This is a genomic window from Pseudomonas sp. GW821-FHT03C07 (assembly GCF_059420925.1).
Window position 1 is genome coordinate 50252 of record NZ_JBWKUQ010000018.1, and the last position, 18048, is coordinate 68299.

Here is an 18048-nt window from a genome sequence, read left to right on the forward strand (position 1 = left end):
TGGTTAATTTCGATAATTACGAGTCTGCTCGGACGGCGTCGCATCGAGCCTCAAAGAATGGTCAATCACTTACAGGGGTAGGCATGTTGTAGTGCCATAACTGTAATGACACCTTCATTGAGGCTCAGCTTCTCAGGATTGTCTGTCATGAACTTCACAAGAACTCTTACCACCTGATCCCTGTTCACCGCTGGAGATGGCATGCACGTTTGAGTCTGCTTGGGGGAGGCTGCGTTGGTGATCTTGCCCAGAGAGGTCACGCCGTCAAGCACCCCAAAGCAATATCCCATATTGAAGTAGTCACTTTTGGTTACGCCAACACCTTTGCTGTCAGCGAGACGGACCTCTGTTTGGCAATACTCCAAGAGTCGCTTCCCGTCAGCCATCGCGTTTCCGTTCGCGATTGTCCCAGCCAATATAGCCGCAACCATCCATGCTTTCATGATTCAATTTCTTATGAGGGAGGGTCCAGTTTACACCAAGCTGTTAGTGGGTTGCCACTATACTTTTGTGTCTGTCCTAGTTTGTATGGTCCCCGTACCGGCAAACCATTTCCGCTGTCTTTTCGTGACTCTGCTTCAGGTACATGTCCGACAGCTGCCAGACAATATAGGCTGAACAATAGCGGTTGGAAGACCGACCTAACGAAAGGAAGTGGTGATCATGGAGTGAATATCCTCGCGATAAAAATAATATAACGATGGCAATTCAATACCGGCGACTGTAAAATCCTTTATCCGCGGCCAAAGGTAACATCCTGATGATCCCCGCCTCCCAGCAAGCCAAGCTCCCTACCGAAGCAAAGCGGGCTTCGCCTTCTTTCCTGCTGGTAAAGTCATTGTTGGCGACCGGAACTCTTCTTGGCATCATTTTGGTGGGAGAGAGTTTCTATGGCAATGCTGGATTTTCTCTTTCCTTCCTGCCAGGCGCGAATTCACCCAAAGAGCAGCTTGTGACACCCGATGCTCCGACCGCCCTGCAATTATATGTGGTACCGGAGCAAGAGGTTGCCGCAGCCATCGACGATATGCGACTTTCTCCCGCCGATAAACAAGCGTTAGAATCCGACCTGAAGGAAAGCCCACAAGCAGCCACTGCCACGACAAGAAAAAACCGGCTCGCGCACATAACACTTTGGGAAGCCGGGATGAAAAACGGAGATGTTGTGCGCATAGACAGCCAGGGCTATGTACGAATGGTAACGTTGACAAAAAATCCCATCACTTTTTCCATTCCTCTTCCTGCTGACGGACACATCAGTATCACAGGCTCTTTCGCTCAAAACGGGCAGACCATTTCATATGGTACCATTGGCTGGCCGCCCGGTTCCCTCGAGGCAAAATGGGTCGTTCAACATATTGATCAAGGCCAAACTTTGAGTAAACAAGTCAGGGTTACACCGTAATGCGCTGGTTTACTTCTACAGCGACAAAATTGATGCCCGTAGCTTTTATCGCAATGGCGGCAGTTTCTATTCTCCAATTCTGGTTTCAACACGGCCCGACCAGTGACGCGACACGCGGTTATCTTCAAGGATCGACAGCCTTTCTACATCTGCACGCGTGGAGCATTCTCGCGCTGGCTTCAGCCTTTTGGTCAATTACCTTCCTTGGCCTTCTTCATGAGCGTCAAGGAAACACCGGCTTTGGTAATAAAGGGGGAATAATGGATATATTAGATCGCTTAACGAACCGCCAAGTTCTGGAAGACAAGATAACCAAAGAACCTGAAGCCGTGTTCATTGACGTGGAAAAGCTGGCCTCGGCGCTCAAAAGCAAAATTATTGGCCAAGATGCTGTTTGCGACGACATCGCGGCGCAAATCAGGCGGCGTTTGGCGCTGAAACAGCGCGGAAAACCTGTCGGCGTCTTTGCGCTTGCGGGGCCTCCGGGGACGGGGAAAACCTATCTGGCAAAACGGCTGGCTTTCGAGCTTGAGCGCAAACTCCTCCATCTCGACATGACCCAGTTTTCCAGCAGTGGCCACGGCGCGACCCAATTATTCGGTTCAGCCAAGGGATATGTCGGCTCCGATACCTACGGCAAACTTACGGGCGCGATGCGAGATACACCTGATGCCGTTGTGTTGCTCGATGAGTTTGAAAAGGCGCATCCGGAAGTGCATAAAAACTTCCTGACCGCGTGGAATGACGGATTTGTTACAGAAGCATCAGATGGGAAACAAATTTCGACAACTAATGCCATTTTCGTTTTGACCACGAACGCGGCGACCGATGTGTTGCAAACCTTAAGCCTCACCTACGCCAACGACGCCGACGAGTTGCGCCGTACCTCGACAAATGCCTTGCGCGAAGCAGGGTTTGCGCCCGAAGTCTTGAACCGCATTGATCGGATACTGGTGTTCAAATCGCTGTCGGGGTTGGATGTCGCCCGCGTTACCGCACTTGAAATCGAGGCGATGATCCAAAGTTATGGATTGGGCGTTGCCGAGGGAGGCATCGACCCCGAAATATTGCTTGATATGATGCGTCGTCAGAAAAAACTGGGAATAGGCGCGTCTTCGCGGGATTTGGTTCGCTCAGCAGAGGAAATGATCGCCGACACCCTTATTGAAGCCAAGCAGAAAGGCTACGCAAAGGTATCCCTCGTTTCTCTTAACGACAGCATCGTGGCTAAGCCTGAACAATGACGACATCTGGAACAACATCACTTTTCCGTGCCGGAAGGACTTTATGGAGGCGCGCGCCTTTCTGGCGCTTCTCGCTGATGTCCGCACTGTTGCTTACAATGCTGTTCCTTCTTTTCCCGCCCGCACAACCTGATGTATCCGCTCCAGGCAAGTTCGATCAAGCGACCTACACATCGCAATCCACGTCGCATAACGAAAACAATACGCCTAAGCCCTCTCCTGCCGTAGCCCCAATGCCGGCGGCAGAAAAGAATCCGACGGACTCGGGCGAAACGATGACTGAGCGTGTATATAGAGACTCAATTCTGACGTCTGGTTTCAACGTGCCACTGCCTGACGGAGAATGGAGGATGCTGGCGTATGGACGGATAAATTCGTCATCGCCCCCCATGTCAGGCGTGCAGTATTATTTGGGGAAAATCGACCATAACCGACTTATTGGCGGTGTGATTATCTATGCCATCAAGGATACGAACCAGTTAATTACGGCAGCGTCACCGATTAAAATATTTCCGGGATGTAATAAAACCGATGCGGTTTATATGTATAAGGATGATCCGTTCGATAACGCTTTTCCCTCTTGCTGGGATGTCTTCAGGTATTTTGCTACTGACATGCATCGTTGGGCAGATAGCGCCGCTCCGGTTAACCCCCTTGTCCGCGCAGCAGCCAGAGGCCTCGACACCAAAAGCGTAAGCTATCCGAAAGATATGCCCTCAATAAATTTCTTATTGATTAAGAAATGGGGATTTCTCTATATAACCTATCAGTTCAACCCTGAAGTTGAAGGCATTACATCTAGCGAAGTGCCGACATTTGTGGAGTCTGACTGGGCTCCGGGTAATATCGGACGCTTCCCCGAGAAACTAGCCTTCGAAGAAAAACTAAAGGTTTGGGGAACGGCCATGTGGCCGCGCGTTAAAGCAGCGTTCATGGCAGCTCAGGTGCACTAAGGCGATGCAGGCCTTAATTTTAACTTGCCGGGTTGATGGGCGCGGCCCCCATCAGTTGCGTTGGCTGACCGCCCCGTTGATCAGTTAGGAATCTGACGATGCCCTTTGTTAACGACCGAGAAACAAGAACTGCCCTAGATAAAGATCGGAATGTATCCATATGCGGGCCTCATGGCCTTTGGAGTGACACAAGTCCTTCTGTGCTTACGTATAAATACGCGAGCCCAGATCTTACTTTTTATTTTTGGGTTATTTCTCACGAGGAGAGACGAGATTTTATAAGAGATGGCAAAAAAGCAAACTGGCCAGTGTGTGTTGCGATAGATGTGCTTGAGCGTTCCATCCAACGCGGAATTGATCAATCTCAACATCGACCCTCGTACCCCCTCTCTCCAGAAAGGTTTAACTCCGTTAAAGAAGCGGTGAAGGAAGGCATATTCGCCCTGTGTGTCCCTCATGATATTAAGGATGATTCCATCCTTGTGCCGGATTTTAAAGTCAACTTTGTGACTCACGTCGATTTTACCGCCGCAAATTCCTTCAGAGCGAAGCAAGCACAAAAGATCGAGCAGATCAGCGCACCTGAGAAGAAAAACGGGCTACCCCTAGATTGGAAACTTGATGACGATCAAAAAATTGCAACTATCACGCTTCAAACGAATCCCCCCGTGGAGGTGAGATTAACCGTCTCCGAAGTTGAGGCTTTGGCGCACAACATCGGCTCCATTCGTCAAAAAATGACGCCGGTAGTACCGCAGGAATTCAAAGGAGGTGGAAGGGTTAACGCTTTTAAAGCAAATTGGGCAACACACTCCGAAGTCATGATGGGCGGCTCCATCGTCCACATAAGAGACCCCCGTTTTGGATGGCTACCTTATTTTTTCCCAAGAGAGGGGGCAAAAAAATTAGGGGTCGCACTCCAGAATCAAGCCGACCAGTTGCTGCCACCCGCCCCCAAACAGATGAACTGAGCCAAGTGCGCTCTGAATTCCATCGGTTGTCAACCGATGCTTTGTTACTTTCAGACCTTCTTTAAGGCAATGGCGCGCACACTTGTCGTTCCATGATCAGCCAAGTAACGATCAACCCTGACCTGCACTCCAGGTACGGCGCAGACTTTCCAGACGCTCGACCGGGGAGTCTCCCGGCAGCCCCGTGGGAATAGGCGCCGCGGGATACTCCGCGCGCAGATGCAGCCAGCCATCGAGCAGGCCGTACTCGCGAAAACCCTCGGCAATGCCCTCCTGCACATGGCACCAGGTCCGCTCGTATTCATGCCCGCTGCAGCGGCTCCACTGATAGGCGTGGCGCTCCAGCAGACAGCTCTGCAAGCGCCGCTGCTGGCGACTGCTCAAGACCGGCGGCGCGCCGAGGGCGGGAATGTCGAGTCCGGGGTTGAACAACTGCTGCCAGCCGACACTGCCAATAGCCCGGTCCGCCCAGGTCCCACCATGCCAGTACAGACAGTGGATGGGGCCAAGCCAGCCGCTCAGTTCGCGCGGGTCCGACGAATCGAAGAAATAACTGGCGGTTTGTGGGTTGTAGTAGCTGAGCAAACCCCGATGCTGATCGTCGAAGCCCACCACCAGGATCTGCCGCAAATGGGCCAGCAACACCGGCACCGACGCCCGAGTGTGCAGGAACAAGCCGGGGCAGAGACTCGGATTGGCCTGGCTGAAGCGGCTCAACGGGCAATCCTCGGCCAGTTGCAACAGACGCGGAGCGACTTCACCCAGACCTTGAAACGGCGTGCCTTCGAACAGGTTGTAAGCCAGGTAGTGCGGGTAACGCTCCTGCAGGACCTCGACCAGCCCCGGCGCACCCGGGACATCCAGCAACAACCACTGGCTGGCCTCGTCCGCCGTCCTCACGGCGTCCCCCTTCGCGGGAACGCACCCCGGCAGGCACAATCCTGCACCACGCAGTGACGCTCCGTGTCGCCCATGGGCTGCCCACACAGCAGCACCAGCGGATAACCGCCCTGCAGAGACTCGCGGATCAGGTCCCGGTGCAGACATGCGGCGCTCGTGGGCAGCCGCGTCGGCAACCGGGCATGGTCGCGCAGAACAATCCGCGGCGCCTGCGGATCCCCACCCAGGAACCGTACCCACACCACGCTGCCCACCGTCAGTGCCAAGCCGGTTGCCTCACACTCATGCCGCAGCGAGCAGGCCAGCGGCAGCCAGCAGGGTACCTGTGACGCCGCACCGCCCTGGGAAAAAATGTCGATCCGCACCGCCACTCGCCCCAGGGCATCGCGAAAGCTCCCCCGTTCGTCGGTATCAACTACTTGCGCGCGGAACAGGCCCGACAACAGCGGACTCGGCCAGCGCCTTCGGGAACGAAAGGCCACCTCCCAGGACGTCGCCGCAAAGGTGTTGCTGTAGCGCACCTGCGGTCCGGGGTCAGCAGGCCCGCCGGGCAGGCTGTCACCACGATGGCGAAGCCGGGTGACCAACCACAAACGGTTCCAGGCCGCACAAGGATGACCCGAAACGGGCAGGTACGTGCCGCTGGCCAGGCCGAACAGATCGCTTTCGCCCTCCGCCACCTGCGGCCCGCAACCGCCGCGCCGGCGAGTGTTTTCAGTCAGCGTGACGCAAAGATCGAGCACCCCAGGGCCCGTCTCATGGGCGAAGCGCGCCCGATGAGCCCGGCGAAACGCCCCCTGATGATCGGCAAAGACCAGCCAGTGCGCATCCCGGCTGTGCTGGAAGTGGAAATGGATCCCCTCCTGTGCACAAAGCCGCTGCACAAACGCCAGACTCGACTCCTCGTACTGCACGCAATACGCACGTCGGGCATAGTGGCCCTTGAGCGAGAAACGCACCGCGTCGTCACCCAGGCCGTGTTCCTCGAGGACTCGCGCAATGATCGCCGGGACCGAGCAGTGCTGGAACAGGCGCCGGGTCACCCGTTGCCCCAGGCAACCCAGGCGCGGCCCCAGGGACAGGCGGCAATGGCCCCGCGCCAAGCCCTGCAGCGTCAGATTGACGCCCTGTATCTGCGCGTGAAAACCGCCGTTCCCGGCCCCCAGCGCCAGGTAGCAACTGCGGTACATCAAGCCCCCCAGATCCAGTTCGCCTTCCTCATCCAGGACATCCAGTTCAAAGGCAAACAACTCGTCGATCGCCTCCGTACCGGTAAAGGCGGTGACGATCAGGGGATGGGACAAGCCCGCTACATCCAGCCGAAAAAACGGCTCGTTGACTGGATCGAACATTGGCTTTCCTCATACGTGGCACCGACAGGGATTCTCGCCGAGAGACAAGGCCGAATGGAGGGCTGAAGTAGTGTTAGAGAAAAGACCTACACCAAACACGGAACAGAGGAAGCCATCATCTTGACTTCAAGGCATAAAAAACCCACCGCGAAGGGTGGGTTTTTAACAAACAGACAATGCCTACAAGATCACAGGAAAAAACCAAACTCAAACAAGGCCATTTCCTAGGAACTATTGGCGCGGCCTTATGAGGACAGGTACGAGGAGCGGGTCAGCCCCAGGCGCAGGGCATCCAGGTACTGGGTACGCTCTTTGACGCTGATGTTCGCGCTGGCGACTTTGTCGCGGTAGTGGGTCATCAGCTCTTCCGGCGACAAGTGCACGTAACGCAACATGTCCTCGATGGTGTCGTGGGTTTCGATACCGGCGTGGTAAACACTGCCATCCGGGTTCTGGTAGATGTTCACCGAATCGGTATCGCCGAACAGGTTGTGCATGTCACCGAGAATTTCCTGGTAGGCGCCCACCAGGAAGATCCCCAGCAGGTAGTCCTCGCCGTCGTTCAGGCCGTGCACCGGCAGGCTGGTTTCGATGCTCTGCTCGTCGACGTATTGCTTGATTTTGCCGTCGGAGTCACAGGTCAGGTCCTGCAGCACGGCACGGCGCAGCGGCTCTTCGTCGAGACGGTGCAGCGGCAGGATCGGCAGGACCTGGCCGATGGCCCAGGTGTCCGGCAGGCTCTGGAACACCGAGAAGTTGCAGATGTACTTGTCGGCCAGCTTGTCGTTGAGTTCGTCGAGCACCTGGCGGTGCGAACGCTGGCGCGCCTTCAACGAGTTGTGCAGACGCCGGCACACGGCGAAATAGCATTGCTCGGCCAGGGCTTTCTCGGCCAGGGTCAGCTTGCCGTCGGCGTACTGGGTGGCCACGTCGCTCATATAGTGCGTGGCCCGCCAGTAGGTTTCGGTGACCATCTCGATATCGGTCGGCCCCAACAGCTCCACCAGCCACTGCACGGTTTCCGGCAGGTTCTCGGGGTTCTCGATGCGCGGCACGTCGTCGTTGTGTTTCTCGACGTCGGTCACCTGCACCACCAGCATCGCGTGGTGAGCGGTCAGTGAGCGGCCGCTCTCGGAGAAGATGTTCGGATGCGGCAGGTTCTGCGCATCGCAGAATTCCTTGAGCATGCCGACCACGACACCGGCGTAGTCATCCATGTCGTAGTTGATCGAGCTGGCGTTGCGCGAGTGGGTACCATCGTAGTCCACCCCAAGGCCGCCGCCGACATCGATGTGGTCCACCGGCAGGCCGAGGTTGCGCAGTTCGCCGTAATAGCGGATCGCTTCCTTGAAACCGTACTGGTAGTCCGCCAGGTTGGCGATCTGCGAGCCCATATGGAAGTGCAGCAGGCGAATGCCCTGGTCCAGGCCGGCATCGCGGAAACGCTCGACCACCGACAGCAACTGCGCCGCCGAGAGACCGAACTTGGACTTCTCGCCGCCGGTATCGGCCCACTTGCTCGAGGCCAGGGACGACAGGCGCACCCGCAGGCCGATCCGTGGCTTGACCTTGAGGGCCGCGGCCTCTTCGATCACCAGTTCAACCTCGGATTCTTTCTCGATCACGATAAAGACCGTGTGACCGAGTTTCTGGCCCATCAGCGCCAGGCGAATGAACTCGCGGTCCTTGTAGCCGTTGCAGACAATGGTGCCGCCCTTCGGCGCCAGGGCCAGCACCGCCAGCAACTCCGGCTTGGAGCCGGCTTCCAGGCCGATGGAAACGTTCTGGGTGGCGATGATGTTCTCGATCACCGCTTCCTGCTGGTTGACCTTGATCGGGTACAACGCGGTGTACTTGCTCTGGTATTCCAGACGTTCGATGTTGGCGTCAAAGGCCCCGGTCAGTTGGCGAACGCGGTCCTGCAGGATATCCGGGAAGCGCACCAGCAACGGCAAGGACAAACCGCTCTTGCGCAGTTCCTCGACCTGCTCGAAGAGGTCGATGGACGAACTGCTCGGACCGTTCGGACGAACCTCGACGCGACCGGCGTCATTGATCGCGAAATACCCGGCCCCCCAATGGCGAATCCCATAAACACTGCGGCTGTCCGCAACTGTCCATTGGCTGCCATCGTCTTTGCGTGTGCGTCGTACGGACATCGAAGTCCCCTATAAAGAAGTCAAATAGCGCCGCCTGGGTCCAGGCTGCGCGCAGTCTAAAGAATGAAAATGACGATTCGCCTGCATACAAGGGACTAAGACCTTGAATCCAGCACCGAGTTTAGAAACTGTTCGGGAACAGGCTCTGTGAAAACCATGGGGACGACAGCCCGGCCTCGTTCAGCCCGGCCGGCAGGTCAACTTCACAGTGGTTTTCACAGAGGCTGCTAGCCGCCGGACTTTTTCGCCTTGAAACCGTGTTTTTCCAGCTCGGCCAACAGCAACTCGACGTGATCGCCCTGGATCTCGATAACGCCATCCTTCAAGGCACCACCGGTCCCACAGCGTTTCTTCAACGCGGTCGCCAGGTCCTTGAGGGCGTCTTCGGCCAAGGGCACGCCGGTGATGGTGGTCACCGTCTTGCCGCCACGGCCTTTGCTTTCGCGACGCACGCGGGCAATGCCGTCACCGGCCGGAAGAACGCTTTGTTTGCAGATACAGGCAGCCACCGGCTGGCTACAGTCCGGGCAATGTCGACCTGCGTCGGTGGAAAACACCAGGCCACCGAGGGCGGCGAAGGATGCGGCTTTTTTGGCCACCGGCAATCCTCTTGGGAGGACTAAAAGACTGGTCACACCCCCGGGAGGGGCCTGCGACCGCGAAGCCCCACTCAGGCAGGGGCAGCGCAACTGCGGCGGGCAACGCCGCCGCAGCTTTGAAAGTCGCGCAGTGTAACGGCAAAAAGCCCTCGGCCCAATAGCCAAACAGCGCCAATTCATGAAGCTTTTGCGACGTCGCTACGGTGTTATTGCAGATAACGTTTCAACGCCGCCAGGGAGTCCGGGCAATAGGGCTTTTCAAGGGTTTCGCGCAGAGCCTGATCAAGCGGGACAAAACGCGCCTCGAGCACCTCTTCCGGCTGCAGCCGCAGTGGCCCGTCCCAGACCGCGCTGAACACCGCGCACCAGAGCCGGTTGCCCGGCTGGTCGAAGAAAAAGTGCTCATGCTCGGTCAGCGGCACGCCACTGACACCCAGTTCCTCTTCCAACTCGCGAGCAGCGGACTCGGCATAACTTTCGTCGGCCTGGACCATGCCGCCGGCGGCCACGTCCCAGTAACCCGGGTAGATCGCCTTGCTCAAGGTCCGCCGGTGCACGCACAGCTCACCGGCGGAGTTGAACAGCAGGATATAGGTGCCGCGCCCGATCAGGCCGCGCTCGCGCAACTCGATTCGGGCCAGGGCGCCGAGCAACTGGTCATCGGCGTCGACCCAGGCGATCTGTTCGGCGTCGGAGGCGGCGCGGTGCCGGGCCTCCCGCGAAGCATTATCCATGGCTCAACCCTGGTTCAACAGTTGACGCAAATCGATCACCGCCGCGTTGGCCCGGGAAATATAGTTGGCCATTACCAGCGAGTGGTTCGCCAAAATGCCGAAGCCGCTGCCATTGAGGATCATCGGACTCCACACCGGTTGCTGGGAGGCCTCCAGTTCACGAATGATCTGGCGCACGCTGACCGTGGCGTTCTTCTTCGCCAGGACATCGGCGAAGTCGACCTCGACGGCCCGCAGCAGGTGCGACAGCGCCCAGGCCTGGCCGCGCGCCTCATAGAACACGTTGTCGATCTGTAACCACGGGGTTTCGACGATTTCCTCGTCAACCTGCGGCACCTGCCCCGGGATCACGCTTTCGGTTTTCAACGCGGTGTTGAGCTTGACCCGTCCGACACTGGCTGACAGGCGTTGGGACAGCGAGCCGAGACGGGTCGCGACATCGCCGAGCCAGTTGTTCAGGTTGTCGGCGCGGGCATAGAACAGCGCGTTGTTCTGGTTCGGGTCGGACAACCGGGCCTGATAGCGGCTCAGGGAGTTGATCCCCTCCTGGTACTCCGATTCGCTGGACGGCAGCATCCAGCTCTTGTTGTCGAAGTTGAAGCGCGGTTCGGCCTTGGCCAGGTCAGCATCTTCCGCCGATTGCGACTGGGAACGGGCGAAGTCCTTGCGCAAGGCGCGGGTCAGGTCGCGGACCTGGACCAGCACGCCGTATTCCCAACTGGGGATATTGTCCAGCCAGACGCCTGGCGGAAAGCGATCGTTGGACAGGTAGCCGCCCGGTTTGCTGAGCAAGGTACCGGCCACGGTCTTGAGGGTTTCCACCGTGGTGTAGCCCACCACCATCTTGCGACCTTCCTTCTCGGCGGCCAACTGCGCATTCTGCTGCACTGGAAACAGCGCCGGCTCCTGGCTCCAGTACCAACCGATGAGGATCGTGGTCAGCAGGTACAAGCCCAGCAGGGTCGCCAAGGCGCGACTGAACAGCATCCCGCGAAAGTAACCGCGGGTCGCCGACTTGGGTTCGGCGGCACGTTCCGGCGCGCTGTCTTCGCGTTTTTTCCAGTCCAGCATGGCTCTATCCTTTTCCTGAATTCATCGGTTCGACCACAACCCTGCCCCATCGTGCCTTTCCTGTCTTCGTACAAGGCCAAGGGCACGGCAGCGTTGCCATCCGTGCGAGCACTATAAATCAAGCCCCGGTGGGACGCCTCCTCGATACGACCTCTGCGCCCTGCTTGTGGGAGAAAACGCACACAGAACCGGTTGGTCACTAAATGAATCAGGTTAATTGACGTACGACACGGCCATTGACGAAAAGAGCTGCTAGCATAGAGCCACCAGTCGATCCCAGCCGTTCCCCTCACTAGTAGTCAGGACATGACCGAGCCAGAAGACCCCAGCCGCGAGCGCCTCAAGCAGCACTTTGCCCAGCGGGTCATTCATCAGGCCCGGCAAATCCTCGAGATCTGGCAACGCCTGCAGCGCAGCGAATGGTCGAGCGTCGACATGTCCGAGCTGAGCGAGGCGAACCTGCGCCTGCTGCGCTTCGCCGAACGCTTCGAACAACCCGAACATAGCCAGTTGGCCCGCCACATCAGTCACTCCCTGGAAGCAGTGAGTGCCAACCGCGGGCGCCTGAGCAGCGGCCTGATCACCGAACTCAATCGCCTGATGCAGCGCCTGTCGCGCACCGGCCTGCGCCACGGCGACCAGCTCGAACACACCTTCCTGCCGCCGCTGCGCAAGCCGGTCTACGTGATGCTGCAAGACCACGACCGCGGCGAGCGCCTGGCCAAGCAACTGGAATTCTTCGGCCTCAGTGCCCAGTCGCTGGAAAGTGTCGCGGCGTTCCGTTCGTCGATGGCCGAGCGCCTGCCTTCGGCCATCGTCATGGACGTCGACTTCAGCGGCACGGGCATGGGCCTGCACCTGGCGGCCGAAGCGCAGTTGGGCCTGGAACAGAAACTGCCGCTGCTGTTCTTCAGTCTCCACGAAACCGATACCCCGACTCGCCTGGCCGCCGTGCGCGCCGGAGGCCAGGAGTTCCTCACCGGGACCCTGGAAGCTTCCAGCCTGCTGGAAAAGATCGAAATCCTTACCTGCGTCGCCCAATACGATCCGTACAAGGTACTGATCATCGACGACTCGCGAGCCCAGGCGCTGCACACCGAACGCCTGCTCAACAGCGCCGGGATCGTCACCCGGACCCTGATCGATCCGATCCAGGCCATGGCCGAGCTGGCGGACTTCCAGCCCGACCTGATCATCCTCGACATGTACATGCCCGCCTGCACCGGCACCGAACTGGCCAAGGTCATCCGCCACAACGACCGTTATGTCAGCGTACCGATCATCTACCTGTCAGCCGAAGACGACCTGGACAAGCAACTCGACGCCATGAGCGAGGGCGGCGACGACTTCCTGACCAAGCCGATCAAGCCGCGCCACCTGATCACCACCGTGCGCAACCGCGCCGCCCGCGCCCGCAATCTCAAGGCGCGGATGGTCCGCGACAGCCTCACCGGCCTGTACAACCACACCCATATCCTGCAACTGCTCGAAGACTGCAGCTTTCGCGCCCGCCGTGAATGCAAGCCGCTGAGCTTCGCGATGCTCGATATCGATCACTTCAAGCGGGTCAACGACAGCCACGGCCACCCCATGGGCGACCGGGTGATCAAGAGCCTGGCGCTGTTTCTCAAGCAACGCCTGCGCAAGACCGACTATATCGGCCGTTATGGCGGCGAAGAGTTCGCCATCGTCATGCCCGACACCGACCTCGATTCAGCCTATAAAGTGCTGGATGAAATTCGCCAGCGGTTTGCCGAAATCCACTACCCGGCACAACCCCAGGACCTGTGGTGCACCTTCAGCGCCGGGGTGGTCGAACTGCAGGCCGATTCCGACAGCCTGATGATGGCCACCCAAGCCGACGAAGCGCTCTACCGCGCCAAACATGCCGGGCGCAACCGCGTGCAAGCAGCACGGCAAAGTGCCAGCTTTTCATCGGAGCCTACCGATTCTGTCATGACCCTGTAACAAAACAGCAATAACTTCAGGTACTTACCACTCTTTGTCGTGGATAGAATCCTGAATGCGCCTGAAGCTGCTGACCAATCTCAACACCCTGCTGCTTGTCGCCGTCTGCCTCGCGCTCGGAGCCACGCTCTGGTGGTCGCAACAGGCACTGGAACGGCCCTACCAACTGATGGAGCGTTACCTCAGCCTGTCGCAGCAATTCCAGAACCAGGCGGCGCGCAATATCGAAGACTACCTGGGCAGCGGTGACGCCTTGCGCCTGAGCAGCGCGAGCCAGGCCATCGAGCAGCTGGAAAAACAGCTCGGCACCCTGCCGTCGGACATGACCGCGACCCTGCGCCCCAGCCTCGCCGCCCTCAACGACTTCAGCAAGACCGACCTGCTCGCCGCCGGCAAGCTGGCCGGTGACCCTCAAGCCCTGCTGCTCCAGGCCGAACGCGAACTGGGCGGTAACCTGGATCAGCTCGGCCAATACGCCACCGGGGCCAAGGCGCCGGGCGCGGCCGCCTATCTGCCTCCCTTGCTGGCCGCTTCGTCGCACCTGGCCAGGTTGAGCCTGGCGCGGGACAAGCTGGTCAGCAGCGGACGCAGCGAACTGGCCGCCGATGTCGAACGCGAACTGGCGAGCATCCGCGGTCAGGCCGAACAGCTGGAAGCCCTGCCCTTGCTCGGCGTGACCGCCAGCAGCGAATCCAACACCGACGACTTCAGCGCCATGATGGGCCTGGAGAGCACCGAAAAGGCCGTGGCCCAGGACAGCGGCGTCGACCTCAAGCGCGAACTGCACAGCCTGCTGAGCCGTTACCCGGCGGAACTGAGCCGCACCCGCGAGCAAATCCAGAAGCGCTCGGACCTGGCGACGGCGACCCACCTCAAGATCAGCGCCGTACAGCAGGCAATTGCCGCGCTGGAGCCGGTGGTTCGCGCCCAGCATGGCAAGATCCAGGGCGACGTCCGCCTGATGCAGGGCCTGATGATCGGCCTGATCCTGCTGATCGCGTTGCTGATCGATACCCTGCAACGCAAGCTGTCACGGGTTCTGAGCAACCTCGCGCCGGCGCTGTCGACCTGGGCCGAAGGCGATTTCAGCCGGGATATCCAACTGGGCAAGACCAACCGCGAACTGCACGATATCGAAGCTTCGCTGAACCGCCTGCGCGCCTATCTGGTGGACCTGGTGGGGACCATTCGGCAGAACGCCGAGGAAGTCGCCGGCAGCAGCCGTGCCCTGGCCGACCTCAGCGGTGGCCTGCACAGCGGCGCCGAGCGCCAGGCCGGCGATACCGCGCAGATCCGCGACGCCCTTGGCGAATTGGAAGCGACCATCCAGCAAGTCGCCGGCGACGCCAGCCAGGCCGCCGATGCCAGTCGCAGCGCCGGCAGTGCGGTCGAACACGGCCAGCAGGTCATCGGCCTGAGCCTGACCGGTTTGCACGCGCTGGTGGGCGAGGTCCAGGGGAACGCGCAGATGATCGAAAAGCTCGCCGAGGAATCGGCCACCATCGGCGGCGTGCTGACGGTGATTCGCTCGATTGCCGACCAGACCAACCTGCTGGCCCTCAACGCCGCCATCGAAGCCGCCCGTGCCGGAGAAATGGGCCGTGGTTTCGCCGTGGTCGCCGAAGAAGTGCGCAGCCTGGCGCAACGCACCGCCGGGGCCACCGGCGAGATCCAGAACCTGATCGCCGGCCTGCAAAGCGCCGCGCGGCAGTCCGTGGAAGGCATGCGCGCGCAGGTCGAGCATGCCGAGGCCACGGCCAGCCAGGCGCAGGCGGCGGACGGCGCCCTGGACAAGATTGTCGGTGCCATCCAGACCATCGCCGAGACCGCGGTGCGCATCGCCGATGTCACCGCCCAGCAAAGCGGCGCGGTCAGTGAAATCCGTGATCACAGCGAACGTATCCACCAGTTGGGTGGCGACAACCTGCTGCGCATCGGCGAAGGCCGCAGCCAGGGCGAACACCTGCTGGTGCTGGGCGGGCAATTGCGCACCGCCGTGCAGGCCTTCCGCGTCTGACACCGCGCCACAAGTCGCGCCCCGCGCCCCGGCCTTTCGCCCGCAACGGCGGCAAAATCGCCGCAGTGCCGGGCATCGGCGACAGCGGCGCGGCGAACTTCGCCGAACCTGCCGCCGGGACAAGTGACCGGATCCGACAAATCAGTCATAAATTTCGCGCGAACATCGGACATCGTGCTGGCTATTGCAGGTAACTGGACAGTCGCCAAAGCTTTCCGGCATAGTCGGCCCGCACCGACAACTGCACGCGAATGACAAGGAACAACCGATGGCGACCCTACTGGTTCTGCACGGACCCAACCTGAACCTGCTCGGCACCCGTGAGCCGGGCGTCTACGGCGCGGTGACGCTGCCCGAGATCAACCAGGACCTGGAGCGCCGGGCCCGCGAGGCGGGGCACCATCTGCTGTACCTGCAAAGCAACGCCGAGTACGAACTGATCGAGCGAATCCACGCGGCCCGTGGCGAAGGCGTGGACTTCATCCTGATCAATCCAGCGGCTTTTACGCATACAAGTGTCGCATTACGTGACGCGCTGCTGGCGGTGAGCATCCCATTCATCGAAGTGCATTTGTCGAACGTGCACAAACGCGAACCTTTCCGCCATCACTCCTACTTTTCAGATGTCGCTGTGGGAGTGATCTGCGGCCTTGGCGCCAGCGGTTACCGACTGGCCCTGGAGGCCGCCCTGGAACAGCTTGAATCACAGGCTAAACACCCCTGACCGACCCTTGGGAGTTGACGATTAATGGATATCCGTAAAGTTAAGAAACTGATCGAATTGCTGGAAGAATCCGGTATCGACGAGCTCGAGATCAAGGAAGGCGAAGAGTCCGTACGCATCAGCCGCCACAGCAAGACCCCGGCGCAGCAGTACTACGCTCCGGCACCGATGCCCGCACCGGTCGCCGCCGCTCCGGCTGCCGCCCCTGTTGCCGCGGCCCCGGCCGTTGCCGCCGCCCCGGCGCTGAACGGCAACGTAGCCCGTTCGCCGATGGTCGGTACCTTCTATCGCAAGGCCTCGCCTGCTTCCCCGTCTTTTGTCGAAGTCGGCCAGAGCGTGAAGAAAGGCGACATCCTGTGCATCGTCGAAGCCATGAAAATGATGAACCACATCGAAGCCGAATCCAGCGGCATGATCGAGTCCATCCTCGTCGAAGACGGCCAGCCGGTTGAGTACGACCAACCGCTGTTCACCATCGTTTGAAGCGCGGAGAGACAACGATGTCGAAACCTGCGAAGTTGGAAAAAGTCCTGATCGCCAACCGCGGTGAAATTGCACTGCGGATCCTGCGCGCGTGCAAGGAACTGGGGATCAAGACCGTCGCCGTCTACTCCAAGGCCGACAAGGAGCTGATGCACCTGGGCCTGGCAGACGAATCCGTGTGCATCGGCCCGGCGTCTGCCGCCCAGTCCTACCTGCACATCCCGGCCATCATCGCGGCGGCGGAAGTGACTGGCGCCACGGCGATCCACCCGGGCTACGGCTTCCTCGCGGAAAACGCCGACTTCGCCGAACAGGTCGAGAAATCCGGTTTTGCCTTCATCGGCCCGCAAGCCGACACCATTCGCCTGATGGGCGACAAGGTTTCGGCCAAGCACGCCATGATCAAAGCCGGCGTACCGACCGTTCCCGGCTCCGACGGCCCGCTGCCGGAAGACGAGGAAGAGGCCCTGCGCATCGGCCGTGAAGTCGGCTACCCGGTGATCATCAAGGCCGCCGGTGGCGGTGGTGGTCGCGGCATGCGCGTGGTGCACCAGGAAGAAGACCTGATCTCCTCGGCCAAGCTGACCCGCACCGAAGCCGGTGCAGCGTTCGGCAACCCGATGGTGTACCTGGAAAAATTCCTCACCAATCCGCGTCACGTGGAAGTCCAGGTGCTGTCCGACGGCCAGGGCCACGCCATCCACCTGGGTGACCGCGATTGCTCGCTGCAGCGCCGCCACCAGAAGGTACTGGAAGAAGCACCGGCCCCGGGCATCGATGAAAGAGCCCGCCAGGAAGTCTTCGCCCGCTGCGTCAAGGCGTGCATCGACATCAACTACCGTGGCGCCGGCACCTTCGAGTTCCTCTACGAGAACGGCAACTTCTACTTCATCGAGATGAACACTCGCGTGCAAGTGGAACACCCGGTCTCGGAAATGGTCACCGGGATCGACATCGTCAAGGAGATGCTCAGCATCGCCGCTGGCAACCCGTTGTCGTACACCCAGGACGACGTGGTGATCCGCGGTCACGCCCTGGAGTGCCGGATCAACGCCGAGGACCCGAAGAAGTTCATTCCGAGCCCTGGCACCGTCAAGCACTTCCACGCGCCAGGCGGCAATGGCGTTCGCGTCGATTCGCACCTGTACAGTGGTTATGCGGTACCGCCGAACTATGATTCGTTGATCGGCAAGCTGATCACCTACGGCAAGGACCGTGACGAAGCCCTGGCGCGCATGCGCAACGCCCTGGACGAAATCGTGGTGGACGGGATCAAGACCAATATCCCGCTGCACCGCGACCTGGTTCGCGACGAAGGCTTCTGCAAGGGTGGCGTAAACATCCACTACCTGGAACACAAGCTCGCCAACCAGTGAGTCCGTGATCCGATCGACAAGGCCGCTTAATTGCGGCCTTGTTGTTTTTGCTCCTTTTGTGGGAGCAGAGCTTGCTCGCGAAGGGGGCCTCA

Annotated in this window: 16 protein-coding genes; 9 read left to right on the plus strand and 7 right to left on the minus strand. The window is 59.6% G+C overall.

The genetic code is table 11. The annotated features are described in order from the left end of the window. Positions 1-65: 65 nt before the first annotated feature. A complete protein-coding gene (locus tag AC07VG_RS26440; RefSeq protein ID WP_495022173.1) occupies positions 66-443 on the minus strand; it encodes a Rap1a/Tai family immunity protein in 378 nt (125 codons plus the stop codon). Positions 444-760: 317 nt separating this feature from the next. On the opposite strand from AC07VG_RS26440, the gene AC07VG_RS26445 reads away from it, so the two are divergent. The 4 genes from AC07VG_RS26445 (at position 761) to AC07VG_RS26460 (ending at position 4573) form a co-directional block, all read left to right on the plus strand. Next, complete coding sequence (locus AC07VG_RS26445; protein WP_495022174.1) at positions 761-1405, plus strand: hypothetical protein; 645 nt, start codon at positions 761-763, stop codon at positions 1403-1405. Then, positions 1405-2649, plus strand: coding sequence for an AAA family ATPase (locus AC07VG_RS26450; protein WP_495022175.1), 1245 nt, complete (start codon positions 1405-1407; stop codon positions 2647-2649). The genes AC07VG_RS26445 and AC07VG_RS26450 overlap by 1 nt, the downstream gene beginning before the upstream one ends. 77 nt (positions 2650-2726) lie before the next feature. Further along, positions 2727-3602: a hypothetical protein gene (locus AC07VG_RS26455; protein WP_495022176.1), complete on the plus strand. Its 876-nt coding sequence runs from the start codon at positions 2727-2729 to the stop codon at positions 3600-3602. A 98-nt stretch (positions 3603-3700) separates the two neighbouring features. Further along, complete coding sequence (locus AC07VG_RS26460) at positions 3701-4573, plus strand: hypothetical protein (RefSeq protein WP_495022177.1); 873 nt, start codon at positions 3701-3703, stop codon at positions 4571-4573. Positions 4574-4684: 111 nt separating this feature from the next. On the opposite strand, the gene AC07VG_RS26465 is transcribed toward AC07VG_RS26460, so the two are convergent. The 6 genes from AC07VG_RS26465 to AC07VG_RS26490 form a co-directional block, all read right to left on the minus strand. Then, positions 4685-5473: a DUF4123 domain-containing protein gene (locus AC07VG_RS26465; protein WP_495022178.1), complete on the minus strand. Its 789-nt coding sequence runs from the start codon at positions 5471-5473 to the stop codon at positions 4685-4687. After that, positions 5470-6825 (minus strand): contractile injection system protein, VgrG/Pvc8 family, encoded by a 1356-nt coding sequence (locus AC07VG_RS26470; RefSeq protein ID WP_495022179.1) that lies wholly within the window; start codon positions 6823-6825, stop codon positions 5470-5472. The genes AC07VG_RS26465 and AC07VG_RS26470 overlap by 4 nt, the downstream gene beginning before the upstream one ends. Before the next feature lie 245 nt (positions 6826-7070). Beyond that, positions 7071-8984: an arginine decarboxylase gene (gene speA, locus AC07VG_RS26475; RefSeq protein WP_495003566.1), complete on the minus strand. Its 1914-nt coding sequence runs from the start codon at positions 8982-8984 to the stop codon at positions 7071-7073. Positions 8985-9211: 227 nt separating this feature from the next. Further along, positions 9212-9583 carry a translation initiation factor Sui1 gene (locus tag AC07VG_RS26480; protein WP_248800307.1) on the minus strand — a complete coding sequence of 124 codons (372 nt, stop codon included), beginning with the start codon at positions 9581-9583 and terminating at the stop codon, positions 9212-9214. Between the two features lie 206 nt (positions 9584-9789). Next, positions 9790-10317 (minus strand): NUDIX hydrolase, encoded by a 528-nt coding sequence (locus AC07VG_RS26485; protein WP_495003565.1) that lies wholly within the window; start codon positions 10315-10317, stop codon positions 9790-9792. Between the two features lie 3 nt (positions 10318-10320). Continuing rightward, positions 10321-11388 (minus strand): DUF2333 family protein, encoded by a 1068-nt coding sequence (locus AC07VG_RS26490; protein ID WP_495003564.1) that lies wholly within the window; start codon positions 11386-11388, stop codon positions 10321-10323. A gap of 306 nt (positions 11389-11694) precedes the next feature. Between AC07VG_RS26490 and AC07VG_RS26495 the strand changes: the two genes are divergently transcribed. The 5 genes from AC07VG_RS26495 to accC all read left to right on the plus strand — a co-directional run bounded on the left by AC07VG_RS26495 (position 11695) and on the right by accC (position 17956). Further along, positions 11695-13356: a diguanylate cyclase gene (locus AC07VG_RS26495; RefSeq protein WP_495003563.1), complete on the plus strand. Its 1662-nt coding sequence runs from the start codon at positions 11695-11697 to the stop codon at positions 13354-13356. A gap of 973 nt (positions 13357-14329) precedes the next feature. Next, positions 14330-15373, plus strand: coding sequence for a methyl-accepting chemotaxis protein (locus AC07VG_RS26500; RefSeq protein ID WP_495022196.1), 1044 nt, complete (start codon positions 14330-14332; stop codon positions 15371-15373). Between the two features lie 268 nt (positions 15374-15641). Continuing rightward, on the plus strand, positions 15642-16097 hold the full coding sequence (gene aroQ / locus AC07VG_RS26505; protein WP_040063984.1) for a type II 3-dehydroquinate dehydratase: 456 nt from the start codon (positions 15642-15644) through the stop codon (positions 16095-16097). A gap of 24 nt (positions 16098-16121) precedes the next feature. Further along, positions 16122-16580 carry an acetyl-CoA carboxylase biotin carboxyl carrier protein gene (accB, locus tag AC07VG_RS26510; protein ID WP_495003561.1) on the plus strand — a complete coding sequence of 153 codons (459 nt, stop codon included), beginning with the start codon at positions 16122-16124 and terminating at the stop codon, positions 16578-16580. 17 nt (positions 16581-16597) lie between these two features. Further along, positions 16598-17956, plus strand: a complete 1359-nt coding sequence (gene accC / locus AC07VG_RS26515; RefSeq protein WP_495003560.1) for an acetyl-CoA carboxylase biotin carboxylase subunit — start codon at positions 16598-16600, stop codon at positions 17954-17956. Positions 17957-18048: the final 92 nt, after the last annotated feature.

Bases quoted from the DNA above. Each gene is read 5' to 3' on its own strand.
- speA (WP_495003566.1), bottom strand. From the start codon at position 8,984: ATGTCCGTACGACGCACACGCAAAGACGATGGCAGCCAATGGACAGTT.
- AC07VG_RS26445 (WP_495022174.1), top strand. From the start codon at position 761: ATGATCCCCGCCTCCCAGCAAGCCAAGCTCCCTACCGAAGCAAAGCGG.
- AC07VG_RS26495 (WP_495003563.1), top strand. From the start codon at position 11,695: ATGACCGAGCCAGAAGACCCCAGCCGCGAGCGCCTCAAGCAGCACTTT.
- accB (WP_495003561.1), top strand. From the start codon at position 16,122: ATGGATATCCGTAAAGTTAAGAAACTGATCGAATTGCTGGAAGAATCC.
- accC (WP_495003560.1), top strand. From the start codon at position 16,598: ATGTCGAAACCTGCGAAGTTGGAAAAAGTCCTGATCGCCAACCGCGGT.
- AC07VG_RS26485 (WP_495003565.1), bottom strand. From the start codon at position 10,317: ATGGATAATGCTTCGCGGGAGGCCCGGCACCGCGCCGCCTCCGACGCC.
- aroQ (WP_040063984.1), top strand. From the start codon at position 15,642: ATGGCGACCCTACTGGTTCTGCACGGACCCAACCTGAACCTGCTCGGC.
- AC07VG_RS26470 (WP_495022179.1), bottom strand. From the start codon at position 6,825: ATGTTCGATCCAGTCAACGAGCCGTTTTTTCGGCTGGATGTAGCGGGC.
- AC07VG_RS26490 (WP_495003564.1), bottom strand. From the start codon at position 11,388: ATGCTGGACTGGAAAAAACGCGAAGACAGCGCGCCGGAACGTGCCGCC.
- AC07VG_RS26450 (WP_495022175.1), top strand. From the start codon at position 1,405: ATGCGCTGGTTTACTTCTACAGCGACAAAATTGATGCCCGTAGCTTTT.
- AC07VG_RS26460 (WP_495022177.1), top strand. From the start codon at position 3,701: ATGCCCTTTGTTAACGACCGAGAAACAAGAACTGCCCTAGATAAAGAT.
- AC07VG_RS26500 (WP_495022196.1), top strand. From the start codon at position 14,330: ATGATCGGCCTGATCCTGCTGATCGCGTTGCTGATCGATACCCTGCAA.
- AC07VG_RS26440 (WP_495022173.1), bottom strand. From the start codon at position 443: ATGAAAGCATGGATGGTTGCGGCTATATTGGCTGGGACAATCGCGAAC.
- AC07VG_RS26455 (WP_495022176.1), top strand. From the start codon at position 2,727: ATGTCCGCACTGTTGCTTACAATGCTGTTCCTTCTTTTCCCGCCCGCA.